Source organism: Actinomadura kijaniata, from assembly GCF_014138665.1.
In the GTDB taxonomy this organism is placed as follows: domain Bacteria; phylum Actinomycetota; class Actinomycetes; order Streptosporangiales; family Streptosporangiaceae; genus Spirillospora; species Spirillospora kijaniata.
Map to the genome: position 1 here is coordinate 76,522 of NZ_JACJIA010000007.1, position 12,455 is coordinate 88,976.

Annotated in this window: 10 protein-coding genes; 7 read left to right on the forward strand and 3 right to left on the reverse strand. The window is 73.1% G+C overall.

The genetic code is table 11. The features are described from left to right. Nucleotides 1-3: 3 nt before the first annotated feature. Entirely contained in the window at nucleotides 4-873 is an 870-nt protein-coding gene (locus HNR61_RS25550; protein ID WP_182845737.1) for a crotonase/enoyl-CoA hydratase family protein, read from the reverse strand. Next, nucleotides 870-1,463, reverse strand: coding sequence for a TetR/AcrR family transcriptional regulator (locus tag HNR61_RS25555; RefSeq protein WP_182845738.1), 594 nt, complete (start codon nucleotides 1,461-1,463; stop codon nucleotides 870-872). The genes HNR61_RS25550 and HNR61_RS25555 overlap by 4 nt, the downstream gene beginning before the upstream one ends. Nucleotides 1,464-1,582: 119 nt before the next feature. On the opposite strand from HNR61_RS25555, the gene HNR61_RS25560 reads away from it, so the two are divergent. After that, nucleotides 1,583-3,055 carry an MFS transporter gene (locus tag HNR61_RS25560; protein WP_312898093.1) on the forward strand — a complete coding sequence of 491 codons (1,473 nt, stop codon included), beginning with the start codon at nucleotides 1,583-1,585 and terminating at the stop codon, nucleotides 3,053-3,055. Between the two features lie 93 nt (nucleotides 3,056-3,148). On the opposite strand, the gene bldD is transcribed toward HNR61_RS25560, so the two are convergent. Beyond that, nucleotides 3,149-3,643, reverse strand: a complete 495-nt coding sequence (gene bldD / locus HNR61_RS25565) for a transcriptional regulator BldD (protein ID WP_021597992.1) — start codon at nucleotides 3,641-3,643, stop codon at nucleotides 3,149-3,151. A gap of 396 nt (nucleotides 3,644-4,039) precedes the next feature. Between bldD and pyrR the strand changes: the two genes are divergently transcribed. The 6 genes from pyrR (at nucleotide 4,040) to HNR61_RS25595 (ending at nucleotide 12,394) form a co-directional block, all read left to right on the forward strand. After that, entirely contained in the window at nucleotides 4,040-4,720 is a 681-nt protein-coding gene (gene pyrR / locus HNR61_RS25570; protein ID WP_376770275.1) for a bifunctional pyr operon transcriptional regulator/uracil phosphoribosyltransferase PyrR, read from the forward strand. Next, nucleotides 4,717-5,658 carry an aspartate carbamoyltransferase catalytic subunit gene (locus HNR61_RS25575; RefSeq protein ID WP_182845739.1) on the forward strand — a complete coding sequence of 314 codons (942 nt, stop codon included), beginning with the start codon at nucleotides 4,717-4,719 and terminating at the stop codon, nucleotides 5,656-5,658. The genes pyrR and HNR61_RS25575 overlap by 4 nt, the downstream gene beginning before the upstream one ends. After that, nucleotides 5,659-6,948: a dihydroorotase gene (locus tag HNR61_RS25580; protein ID WP_182845740.1), complete on the forward strand. Its 1,290-nt coding sequence runs from the start codon at nucleotides 5,659-5,661 to the stop codon at nucleotides 6,946-6,948. After that, nucleotides 6,945-8,066 carry a glutamine-hydrolyzing carbamoyl-phosphate synthase small subunit gene (carA, locus tag HNR61_RS25585; protein ID WP_182845741.1) on the forward strand — a complete coding sequence of 374 codons (1,122 nt, stop codon included), beginning with the start codon at nucleotides 6,945-6,947 and terminating at the stop codon, nucleotides 8,064-8,066. The genes HNR61_RS25580 and carA overlap by 4 nt, the downstream gene beginning before the upstream one ends. Continuing rightward, nucleotides 8,066-11,404, forward strand: a complete 3,339-nt coding sequence (gene carB / locus HNR61_RS25590) for a carbamoyl-phosphate synthase large subunit (RefSeq protein WP_182845742.1) — start codon at nucleotides 8,066-8,068, stop codon at nucleotides 11,402-11,404. Before carA ends, carB begins: the two co-directional genes overlap by 1 nt. Before the next feature lie 102 nt (nucleotides 11,405-11,506). Continuing rightward, nucleotides 11,507-12,394, forward strand: a complete 888-nt coding sequence (locus tag HNR61_RS25595; protein ID WP_182845743.1) for an iron-sulfur cluster-binding protein — start codon at nucleotides 11,507-11,509, stop codon at nucleotides 12,392-12,394. Nucleotides 12,395-12,455 lie beyond the last annotated feature (61 nt).

Below are 12,455 nucleotides of genomic sequence, written 5' to 3' on the forward strand. Positions count from 1 at the left end.
CGTCTACCCCTCCAGGTCTTCCCGCACGGGGACCGGGCCGCCGCCCTCGGGGATCCACCGTCCCGAGTCGCGCCACCGGACGGCCTCGTGGAAGCCGTGCGCGGCGGCGAACTCCTGGAACCAGCGGCCCTCGGGGGAGTGCCGGGTGATGCCGTCGAACAGCGTCGCCAGGATCTGCGTGCCGTGCAGGCCCATGTTCTCGTACGCCTGGTTGATCATGAGTTTCTGCATGGCGAGCTGGTTGGTCGGAACGCCCGCCATCCGGTCGGCCAGCTCCTCCACCCGCGCGTCCAGCTCGTCGGCGGGCGCGGACTCCAGCACCAGGCCCCACTCGGCGGCCTGCCTCCCGTCGATGGTGTCGCCGGTGAACAGCATGCGCTTGGCGCGCTCGGCGCCCAGCCGGTACACCCACATCGCGGTGGTGGGGCAGCCCCACACCCGCGCGGGCGGGTAGCCGATCCGCGCGTCGTCGGCCATGACCACGATGTCGCAGGACAGCGCGATGTCGCTGCCGCCCGCGATGGCGTACCCGTGGACCTTGGCGATCGTCGGCTTCAGCGACCCCCACAGTGTGAAGTAGTCGTCGGTGAACTCCTTCATCACCCGGTAGTCCGCGATCGGGTCCCAGGCGCGGTCCCGCTGGGTGCCCTGCCCGTCCTCGGCGGAGATCTTCAGGTCGTAGCCGGAGCAGAACGCCCGGCCCGCGCCCGCCAGCACGATCACATGGACCCCGGGGTCGTCGTTGGCGCGGCGGACGGCGGCGCGCAGCTCGCCCGGCATGCGGAAGTCGATGGCGTTGAGGCGGTCGGGCCGGTCGAGCGTGATGTACGCCTTGCGGTCCCGCGTCTCGTAGCGGAGGGTCTCGAACGTCACGGGTTCTCCTTCAGCATCAGGCGGACCACGCCCGCCCACTGGTCGAGCAGCGCCCCTCGGTCGGCGCCGTCGCGGTAGAGCACGTCGGAGATGGCGATGCCGCGCAGGAGCTGCACGGTCAGGTCGGCGATCACCGGGTAGGCGGGGGAGGCGGTGACCCGCGGCCCCACCACCTCGTCGATCACCCGGTACAGGTCGCGGCGGGCGGCCCCCTCGGCGCGGCGCAGTTCGGCGCGCAGGCCGGGGTCGGTGCGGGCGGCGGTCCACAGCTCCAGCTCCGCGCCGAACGAGGGGGTCAGCAGCGCGGCGCGCAGCACGTGCAGGGCGCGGGCCACCGGGTCGGCGTCCGGCGCGACGGTCGCCAGGGCCTCGCGGACGGCGCGCTCGTTGCGCTCCACCAGGCCCGCGACCGCCGCCCCGAACAGCGCCTGGCGGGTCGGGAAGTGGTGCAGCAGCGCGCCCCGGCTGACCCCGGCGCGGCGCTGCACCTCCAGCGTCGTGGTGGCGGCGTAGCCCTTCCCGATGAGCGTCTCCACCGCCGCGTCCACCAGCAGGCGGCGGGTCGCGTCCCGCTGCTGCACCCGGGTCATCGGTCCCCCTCCGGCTTCACCGTCAGTCCTGACGGTGAAGCCGACCATCCCACAGTCAGCGCTGACTGTGAAGGGGGCGGGTGAGAAGTGGCGTTCGTCCCTTATGAGAACGTGCATCCGTGAGACAACGGAACAGCGCGCGCGGCCTGGTCCCCCTGCTGGCCTTCCTCGGCGTGATGGCCTACTCACTGGCCATGGCCGTGGTGACCCCCGCGCTCCCGTTGCTCCAGCAGGACATGCGCACCAGCGCCGCCGGGGCCGCCTGGGCGCTGACGGCGATGACCCTGTCGGCGGCCGTCGCCACCCCCGTCGTCGGCAGGCTCGGCGACCTGTACGGGCCGCGCCGCGTGCTGCTGGTCGTGCTGGCCGTCGCCACCGCCGGCATGGTGACCGCCGCGGCCGCCCCGAACCTGCCGGTCATGCTGGCCGGGCGGGCGCTGGCCGGGGTCGGCGGCGGCGTGTTCCCGCTCGCCTACACGATCGTGCGCGAGGTGTTCCCGCCCGAGCGCACCGCCCCGGCGGTCGGCCTGATGTCGTCGATGCTCGGCCTGGGCGGCGCGCTGTCGTGGTGCGTCGCCGGACCGGTCATCGACCTGGCGGGCTGGCGCTGGCTGCTGTGGATGCCGGTGCTCGGCCTGGTGCCCGGCCTGGTCGCGGCGTGGTGGATCGTTCCCGAGTCCGCGCCGCGCCCGGCCGCCCGGGTCGACTGGTGGGGCGCGGCGCTGTTCGCGGGGGTCCTGGTGGCCGCGCTGACGGCGCTGACCCAGGGCATGGACTGGGGTTGGACGTCACCCGGAGTGATCGGCCTGTCGGTTCTGGCGGCCGTGCTGCTGGCGGTGTGGCTGCGCGTGGAGTCCCGCGTGGCCGAGCCGCTGGTGGACCTGCGGCTGATGCGGCGGCGCGGGGTGTGGACCGCCAACGCCGCCTCGGTGCTGGCGGGCTACGCCCTGATGGCGGGCGGCGTGCTGTTCCCGCTGCTGGTCCAGCTCCCCGCCTCGACCGGCTTCGGGTTCGGCGGCACCGCGACCCAGGCGGCGATGCTGCAACTGCCCGCCGGCGCGGCCATGACCGTCGCGGGCATGGCCGCCGGGACGCTGCACCGCCGCGTCGGCTCGCGCGCCGTGCTGCTGGCCGGGGCGGTCCTGACCGGCGGCGGGTACGGGTTCGTGGCGTTGTGGCACGACGCGATGTGGCAGCTCTACGCGGGCGGCGTCGCGCGCGGCGCCGGGCTCGGCCTCGCCTACGCGGCGGTCGCCAACCTGGTCGTCGCGGCCGTCGCGCACGAGCGGACCGGCGTCGCCACCGGCGTCAACACCCTGCTGCGCACCGTCGGCGCGTCGCTGGGCACCCAGGTCAGCGCGGTGATCGTCGCCGCGTCCGCCGTCCACGGCCACCCCGCCGAACGCGGCTTCGTCACCGGCTTCGCGGCGGCGGGCGGCGCGATGGCCGGGGTGCTGGCGCTGGCGCTGCTGGCGCCCCGGCGCCCCAGGAGCGGCGGGGACGGCGGCGGGGACGGCCCGGGGGACCGCCGGGAGGCGGCGGACGGCGGGCCCGTCACGGCCTCCAGGGCGGGCGGCGCGGCCGGTCCGTGACGCGCCGAGCCCCCGCAGGGAGGCCCTGCGGGGGCTCGGCGGTGTCGGGGGTCGAGACGCCGGGGGGACGCCCCGTCCGCGGTGGGAGAGGGATCAGAAGGACTCGACGGCGCGCCGCGCCTCGGGGTCCAGCACGCCCCAGCCGATGAGCTCCTCGGTCAGCTCCGTCGGGGACTTGTCGTAGATGACGGCCAGGGACCTCAGGTCCTCCTGGCGGATGGACAGCACCTTCCCGTTGTAGTCGCCCCGCTGGCTCTGGATCGTCGCGGCGTAACGGGCGAGAGGACCGGCCTTGTCCTTCGGAAGCTGCTGCAGTCGCTCAAGATCGATGACGAGCTTGGGCGTGGGCCCGAGCGGGCTCGGCGCGGCACCGCCGGGCAGCAACTCGGAAACCGGCACGCCGTAGAAATCGGCGAGCTCGGCCAGCTTCTGAACGGTGACGGCGCGGTCGCCCCGCTCGTACGAACCCACGACGACGGCCTTCCAGCGGCCCCGGGACTTCTCCTCCACGCCGTGCAGGGACAGGCCCTGCTGGGTGCGGATGGCGCGCAGGCGCGCGCCGAGAGCCTTAGCATATTCAGACGGCATTTCGCGGCCCCCCAGGCTCACTTTCGTCGTCGTCGATTCCCCGGACCGGCGGCCCGGGGAGGAGACGGCCCGCGCGGCGTTGCGGCCCCATGGGTCCGTCTCCAGGGATGGTTACGGACAGTGACGGTAAAACGGTGACGGCCTCAGGTCAAGCTGTTCGGAAAAAAGCGGTCGAATCTACAGGTCTCTATCCGGGCCGTCCGGATCACCCCCGAGCCCGGCCGCACGGGCGTTCGAGTGTGCTCCACCAGGCCTGGTGGCCGCCGGGTGTGACCGCTCTCACCAGGGAAGATGCCCACCGGTCGGGTTCAGAACGCCGGGCACGGGCTGCTACGGTGTGGGGGACAAGACGTCCTTTAAGGCCCGTCCCGTGAGGCGGGAAAGGAGGTTTCGGTGGTGAATGCTGCCCACCGGCCGGTGGAACCGGCGGGGGCGCGTGTGGCGGACGGTGACCCCCGGCAGAAGGCCGTTCTGGAGGGTCCGGACATCCGGCGCGCGCTGACCCGCATCGCGCACGAGATCCTCGAACGCACCAAGGGCGGCGACGACGTCGTCCTGCTCGGCATCCAGACCCGCGGCGTCACGCTCGCCGAGCGGCTGGCCGCCAAGCTGGAGGAGGTCGAGGGCCGCCCGTTCCTGTGGGGCTCGCTCGACGTGACCATGTACCGCGACGACCTGCGGATGCGCCCCGCCCGCGCGCTCGGCCGCACCGAGCTGCCCGCCGACGGCGTGGACGACCGGGTCGTCGTGCTGGTGGACGACGTGCTGTTCTCCGGACGCACCGTGCGCGCCGCGCTCGACGCGCTCAACGACCTCGGCCGCCCCCGCGCCGTCCAGCTCGCCGTCCTGGTGGACCGCGGGCACCGCGAACTCCCGATCCGCGCCGACTACGTGGGCAAGAACCTGCCCACCTCCATGCGCGAGACGGTGAAGGTCCTGCTGGCCGAGAACGACGATCGCGACGCGGTCCTGCTCGGTCCCGCAAGCGCGAGGAGCGAAGCGACGAACGCTCTGCGGCAGTTGCCGGGGGGTTCAGGGGGGTCGTCCCTCCTGGACGACACGGAGGAGAAGGAATGAAGCGTCACCTCATCTCGGCGGCCGACCTCACCAGGGACGACGCGCTGCTGATCCTCGACACCGCCGAGGAGATGGCCCAGCTCTCGGACCGCTCGATCAAGAAGCTGCCGACCCTGCGCGGCCGCACCGTGGTCAACCTCTTCTTCGAGGACTCCACCCGCACCCGCATCTCGTTCGAGGCCGCCGCCAAGCGGCTGTCGGCGGACGTCATCAACTTCTCCGCCAAGGGCTCCAGCGTCTCCAAGGGCGAGAGCCTGAAGGACACCGCCCTCACCCTGGAGGCGATGGGCGCCGACGGCGTCGTCATCCGGCACGGCGCCTCCGGCGCGCCGCACCGCCTGGCCAACTGGGTCCGGGGCAGCGTCGTCAACGCCGGCGACGGCACCCACGAGCACCCCACGCAGGCGCTGCTGGACGCGTTCACCATGCGCCGCCGCCTGGGCGACCTGGACGGCCGCAGGGTCACCATCGTCGGCGACGTGCTGCACTCCCGCGTGGCACGCTCCAACGTGCTGCTGCTCAACACCCTGGGCGCCGAGGTGACCCTGGTCGCCCCGCCGACCCTGCTGCCGGTCGCGGTGGACAGCTGGCCCGCCGAGGTCTCCTACGACCTGGACGCCGTGCTGTCCAAGAGCGACGTGGTGATGATGCTGCGCGTGCAGCACGAGCGCATGAACGCCTCGTACTTCCCGACGGTGCGCGAGTACAGCCGCCGCTACGGCCTGGACGCCGCCCGCATGGCGACGCTGCCCGAGCACGCCATCGTCATGCACCCCGGCCCGATGAACCGCGGCGTCGAGATCGCCGCCGAGGTCGCCGACTCGGTCCGGTCCACCATCGTCGAACAGGTCGCCAACGGCGTCAGCGCCCGCATGGCCGTCCTGTACCTGCTCCTCGGCGGCTCCGAGCCCGCCATCGGCAAGGAGGTCTCGGAGTAAATGAGCACCGTCTACGTCATCAGGAACGCCCGTCTCCTCGGCGGCGACCCCGCCGACGTCCTCGTCCGCGACGGTGAGATCGCCGAGGTCGGCCGGGACCTGTCGGCCGCCGGGGCCCAGGTCGTCGACGCCACGGGCCTGATCGCCCTGCCCGGCCTGGTGGACCTGCACACCCACCTGCGCGAGCCGGGCCGCGAGGACGCCGAGACCGTCGGCACCGGCACCCGGGCCGCCGCGATGGGCGGCTACACCGCCGTGCACGCCATGGCCAACACCGACCCGGTCGCCGACACCGCCGGCGTCGTCGAGCAGGTCTGGCGGCTGGGCCGCGAGGCCGGCTACTGCGACGTGCAGCCGGTCGGCGCCGTCACCGTCGGCATCCGGGGGCAGCAGCTCGCCGAGCTGGGCGCGATGGCCGACTCGGCCGCCCGGGTCCGGGTGTTCTCCGACGACGGCCACTGCGTCTCCGACGCGGTGATCATGCGCCGGGCGCTGGAGTACGTGAAGGCGTTCGACGGCGTCGTCGCCCAGCACGCCCAGGAGCCGCGCCTGACCGAGGGCGCGCAGATGAACGAGGGCGAGATGAGCGCCCGGCTCGGCATGACCGGCTGGCCCGCCGTCGCCGAGGAGGCGATCATCGCCCGGGACGTGCTGCTGGCCCAGCACGTGGGCGCCCGCCTGCACGTCTGCCACGTGTCCACCGCCGGGTCCGTGGAGATCATCCGCTGGGCCAAGAGCAAGGGCGCGCCGGTGACCGCCGAGGTCACCCCGCACCACCTGCTGCTCACCGACTCCTGCGCGCAGTCCTACGACCCGATCTACAAGGTCAACCCGCCGCTGCGCACCGCCGACGACGTCACCGCGCTGCGGCACGCCCTGGCCGACGGCACCATCGACGTCGTCGCCACCGACCACGCCCCCCACCCGGTCGAGGCCAAGGAGACCGAGTGGAACGTGGCCGCCATGGGCATGATCGGTCTGGAGACCGCGCTGTCGGTCGTCCAGCACGCCATGGTCGACACCGGCCTGCTGGACTGGACCGGGGTCGCCGAGCGCATGTCGTTCGCGCCCGCCCGCATCGGCCGCCTGAACGGACAGGGTCGTCCGCTGGAGGCCGGTTCCCCCGCCAACATCACGCTGTACGACCCGTCGCCGCGCCGCGCCGTGGACCCGTCGGCGATGACCTCCAAGAGCCGCAACACCCCGTACGCGGGGATGGAGCTGCCGGGCCGGGTCGTCGCCACGTTCCTGCGCGGCCGGCCGACCGTTCTGGAAGGGAAGCTCCAGTGACCCAGCCCCCCGCAGTCCTGGTCCTCGAAGACGGCAGGACGTTCCACGGGGTCGCCTACGGAGCCGAGGGGGAGACCTTCGGCGAGATCGTCTTCAACACCGGCATGACCGGCTACCAGGAGACCCTCACCGACCCCTCCTACGCCCGTCAGATCGTGGCGATGACCGCCCCGCACATCGGCAACACCGGCGTCAACGCCGAGGACCCCGAGTCCGCCCGCATCCAGGTCGCCGGGTACGTCGTGCGCGAGCCCGCCCGCGTCGCCTCCAACTGGCGCGCCACCGGCTCGCTCGGCGCCGCGCTGCGCGAGCAGGGCGTGGTCGGCATCGCGATCCCCGGCACCCGCGCCCTGACCCGCCACCTGCGCGACCGCGGCGCCATGCGCGCCGGGGTCTTCTCCGGCGGCGCCGCCGCCGCGCCGGTGGACGAGCTGGTCGCCCGCGTGCAGGACAGCCCCCGCATGGAGGGCTCGGCGCTGGCCGAGGAGGTCTCCACCAGGGAGGCCTACGTCGTCCCGGCGATCGGCGAGAAGAGGTACACCGTCGCGGCCGTGGACCTGGGCATCAAGGGCATGACGCCGCACCGCCTGGCCGAGCGCGGCTGCGAGGTGCACGTGCTGCCCGCCACCGCCACCACCGGGGACATCCTCGCGGTGGACCCCGACGGCGTGTTCTTCTCCAACGGCCCCGGCGACCCCGCCACGGCCGACGCCCAGGTGGCGGCGCTGCGCGGCGTGCTCGACGCGGGCCGGCCGTTCTTCGGCATCTGCTTCGGCAACCAGATCTTCGGCCGGGCGCTCGGCCTCGGCACCTACAAGCTGCGCTTCGGCCACCGGGGCATCAACCAGCCCGTCCAGGACAGGCGCACCGGCAAGGTGGAGGTCTCCGCGCACAACCACGGGTTCGCCGTGGACGCGCCGACCGACGGGCCGTTCGACACCCCCTACGGCCGCGCCGAGGTCAGCCACGTCAACCTGAACGACGGCTGCGTCGAGGGCCTGCGCCTGCTCGACCGCCCGGCGTTCAGCGTCCAGTACCACCCCGAAGCGGCGGCGGGCCCCCACGACGCCACCGGGCTCTTCGACCAGTTCTGCGAGACCATGGAGGCGTCCCAGTAATGCCGCGCCGCGAGGACATCAGAAGCGTCCTGGTCATCGGCTCCGGGCCGATCGTGATCGGTCAGGCCGCCGAGTTCGACTACTCGGGCACCCAGGCGTGCCGGGTGCTGAGGAGCGAGGGCCTGCGGGTCACGCTGGTCAACAGCAACCCCGCCACGATCATGACCGACCCGGAGATGGCCGACGCCACCTACGTCGAGCCGATCACCCCCGAGGTCGTCGAGAAGATCATCGCCAAGGAGCGGCCGGACGCGCTGCTGCCCACCCTGGGCGGCCAGACGGCCCTCAACACCGCCATCTCCCTGTTCGAGAGCGGCGTGCTGGACCGCTACGGCGTCGAGCTGATCGGCGCCGACGTCGACGCCATCCAGGCGGGCGAGAACCGCGAGAAGTTCAAGGAGATCGTCGCCAAGGTCGCCCGCGAGCAGGGCCTGAACGCCGAGTCCGCGCGCTCGGTGATCTGCCACACCATGGACGAGGTCATGGCCGCCGCGGACGAGCTGGGCTACCCCGTCGTGGTGCGCCCCTCGTTCACCATGGGCGGCGCGGGCTCCGGCTTCGCCCACGACGAGGACGACCTGCGCCGCATCGCCGGGGCGGGCCTGGACGCCTCCCCGACCACCGAGGTGCTCCTGGAGGAGTCCATCCTCGGCTGGAAGGAGTACGAGCTGGAGGTCATGCGGGACCGCGCCGACAACGTGGTCATCGTGTGCTCCATCGAGAACCTCGACCCGATGGGCGTGCACACCGGCGACTCGATCACCGTCGCGCCCGCGATGACGCTCACCGACCGCGAGTACCAGAACATGCGGGACGTGGCGATCGCCGTGATCCGCGAGGTCGGCGTCGACACCGGCGGCTGCAACATCCAGTTCGCCGTGCACCCCGGCACCGGCCGGATGATCGTCATCGAGATGAACCCGCGGGTGTCGCGCTCCTCGGCGCTGGCCTCCAAGGCCACCGGCTTCCCGATCGCCAAGATCGCCGCCAAGCTGGCCGTCGGGTACACCCTCGACGAGATCCCCAACGACATCACCCGCGAGACCCCCGCCTCGTTCGAGCCGACGCTCGACTACGTGGTGGTGAAGGTGCCGCGGTTCGCGTTCGAGAAGTTCCCGGCCGCCGACGGCTCGCTGACCACCCACATGAAGTCGGTCGGCGAGGCCATGGCGATCGGCCGCAACTTCCCCGAGGCGCTGCAGAAGGCGCTGCGGTCGCTGGAGGCCAAGGGCACCGCGTTCACCTGGGCGGGCGAGCCCGGCGACGTGGAGGAGCTGCTGCGGCGCGCCGCCCAGCCGCACGACGGCCGGCTGCGCGACGTCCAGCAGGCGCTGCGCGCCGGGGCGACCATCGAGCAGGCCTACACCGCCACGCGGATCGACCCGTGGTTCCTGGACCAGATCGCCGGGATCAACGAGATCGCCGAGGGGATCCGCACCGCCGAGGACGCGCTGACCCGGGACAAGCTGCTGGCCGCCAAGCGGCACGGCTTCTCCGACGCCCAGATCGGCGAGCTGCGCGGCCTGTCGGAGGAGGTCGTCCGCGAGCTGCGGCACGCCCTCGGCATCCGCCCGGTGTACCTCACGGTCGACACCTGCGCCGCCGAGTTCGAGGCGCGGACCCCGTACCTCTACTCCTCCTACGACGAGGAGACCGAGGTGCCGCCCGGGAGGAAGCCCAAGGTCATCATCCTGGGCTCCGGCCCCAACCGGATCGGGCAGGGCGTGGAGTTCGACTACTCCTGCGTGCACGCCTCGTTCACGCTGGCCGAGGCGGGCTACGAGACCGTCATGGTCAACTGCAACCCCGAGACCGTCTCCACCGACTACGACACCTCCGACCGGCTCTACTTCGAGCCGCTCACCCTGGAGGACGTCCTGGAGGTGGTGCACGCCGAGCAGCGCTCCGGCGAGGTCGCGGGCGTGATCGTCCAGCTCGGCGGGCAGACCCCGCTCGGCCTGTCGCAGAAGCTCAAGGACGCGGGCGTGCCGATCGTCGGCACCTCGCCCGAGAGCATCCACCTGGCCGAGGAGCGCGGCGCGTTCGGCCGCGTGCTGCACCGCGCCGGGCTGCTGGCCCCCAAGCACGGCACCGCCACCTCCTTCGAGGAGGCCCGCGAGATCGCCGCCGAGATCGGCTACCCGGTCCTGGTGCGGCCCTCCTACGTGCTGGGCGGCCGCGGCATGGAGATCGTGTACGACGACGCCACGCTGGAGTCGTACATGGCCAAGGCCACCGCGGCCTCCCCCGAGCACCCGGTGCTGGTGGACCGCTTCCTGGACGAGGCCATCGAGATCGACGTCGACGCCCTCTACGACGGCGAGGAGCTGTACCTGGGCGGCGTCATGGAGCACATCGAGGAGGCCGGGATCCACTCCGGCGACTCGGCCTGCGCCCTGCCGCCGATCACCCTGGGCCACGACGACGTCCGCCGCATCCGCGAGTCCACCGAGGCCCTCGCCCGCGGCATCGGCGTGCGCGGCCTGATGAACGTCCAGTACGCCCTGTCCGCCGGGGTCCTGTACGTCCTGGAGGCCAACCCGCGCGCCTCGCGCACCGTGCCGTTCGTGTCCAAGGCGACCGCCGTGCCGCTGGCCAAGGCCGCCGCCCGCGTCATGATGGGCACCACGATCGCGGAGCTGCGCCGCGAGGGGCTGCTGCCCGAGTCCGGCGACGGCGGCTCGCTGCCGCTGGACGCGCCGATCGCGGTGAAGGAGGCGGTGCTGCCGTTCGAGCGGTTCCGCGACCGCGAGGGCCGGTTCGTCGACACCGTCCTCGGCCCGGAGATGCGCTCCACCGGCGAGGTCATGGGCATCGACGAGGTGTTCGGCACCGCCTACGCCAAGTCGCAGCAGGCCGCCTACGGCTCCCTGCCCACCAAGGGCCGGGTGTTCGTGTCGGTGGCGAACCGGGACAAGCGCCACATGATCTTCCCGGTGAAGCGCCTTGCTGACCTGGGCTTTGAGATTCTTGCCACGGAGGGGACCGCCGAGGTCCTGCGCCGCAACGGCGTGCGTGCCAAGATCGTGCGCAAGCACAGCGAGGGTCCCGGCCCGAACGGGGAACCCACCATCGTGCGGCGCGTCCTGGACGGCGAGGTGGACCTCATCGTCAATACTCCGTTCGGAAGCCCCGGGCAGTCCGGGCCCCGGCTGGACGGCTACGAGATCCGCACCGCCGCGGTGCTGCGCGGCGTGCCGTGCGTCACCACCGTGCAGGGTCTGGCGGCCGCCGTGCAGGGCATCGAGGCGGTCTCGGCCGGGGCGGTCGGCGTGCGCTCCCTCCAGGAGCACGCCGAGCGCCTCAAGGGCGCGCACGGCGTGACCGGGCAGGGGTGACGCCCGGCTGACACGGGCCGGTCCGGGGCCCGGCGCGCGGTGCCGCCGTGTCACCGCGCGCCGGGCCCCGCGCGCGGCCAGACGACGACGAGAGGGAGACGGGTGTCGGACACACCGGTGCAGACGTCGGCGACGGTCCTGACGGTCCGCCAGGTGCAGGACTACCACGCGATCACACTGGTGGCCCCGGCCATCGCCGAACGGTTCCGGCCCGGTCAGTTCGTGGCGCTCGCCGTGGGCGGCGCGCACTCGGGTCGGCTGGTCCGCCGCTGCTTCGGGGTGTACGAGGTGAAGTCCGACTACGGCGGCACCGTCGAGCTGGTGTTCGCCGACACCGAGCCCGGCACCGCCTGGCTGGCCGGGCTGCGCTCCCGCGACCAGGTCGACGTCGTCGGGCCGCTCGGCCGCCCGTTCCGGCTGCCCCGCGACCCGGTCGGCTGCCTGCTGGTCGGCGGCGGCCCCGGCGGCGCGGCCCTGTTCGCGCTGGCCGACACGTTGCGGCGGCGCGGCTGCCCGGTCCACTTCCTGCTCGGCGGCCCCGCCGCCCGGCAGGTGTTCGGCTCCCGCATGGCCAACCGCATCGGCGACTCGGCCACCGTCGTCACCGGCGACGGGTCGATGGGGGAGCGCGGCGCGGTCCCCGAGGTCATGCCCCGCGTCGTCGCCGAGACCGGCGCGGACGTGGTGTACGCCTGCGGCCCCACGAGCCTGCTGCGGTCGGTCACCCGCATCGCCACCGAGCACGGCCTGCCCTCGCAGGTGTCGGTCGAGGAGTTCCTCCAGCGGACCGGCGCGTGCGGCATCGGCACCTGCATGACCTGCGTGCTGCCCGTCCACGGCGAGGACGGGGTCACCCGCATGGTGCGGGCCTGCGCCGACGGGCCCGTCCTGCGCGGCGACCGCGTCCGGTGGGGCGATCTGGGCACCATCCCGTTCGACGCGCTCGGCGCGCCGCGCGTCCTCAGCGCCATGGAAGGGGGCTCCTCGTGAGCGAAGCGAACCAGCCAACACAGCAGCCCCGCGAACGGGGCGACGAGCCGCCAGGCGAGGA

Excerpts from the sequence above, each read along its gene's own strand:
- HNR61_RS25575 (WP_182845739.1), top strand. The coding sequence starts at position 4,717 with ATGAAGCGTCACCTCATCTCGGCGGCCGACCTCACCAGGGACGACGCG.
- bldD (WP_021597992.1), bottom strand. The coding sequence starts at position 3,643 with ATGCCGTCTGAATATGCTAAGGCTCTCGGCGCGCGCCTGCGCGCCATC.
- HNR61_RS25580 (WP_182845740.1), top strand. The coding sequence starts at position 5,659 with ATGAGCACCGTCTACGTCATCAGGAACGCCCGTCTCCTCGGCGGCGAC.
- carB (WP_182845742.1), top strand. The coding sequence starts at position 8,066 with ATGCCGCGCCGCGAGGACATCAGAAGCGTCCTGGTCATCGGCTCCGGG.
- HNR61_RS25555 (WP_182845738.1), bottom strand. The coding sequence starts at position 1,463 with ATGACCCGGGTGCAGCAGCGGGACGCGACCCGCCGCCTGCTGGTGGAC.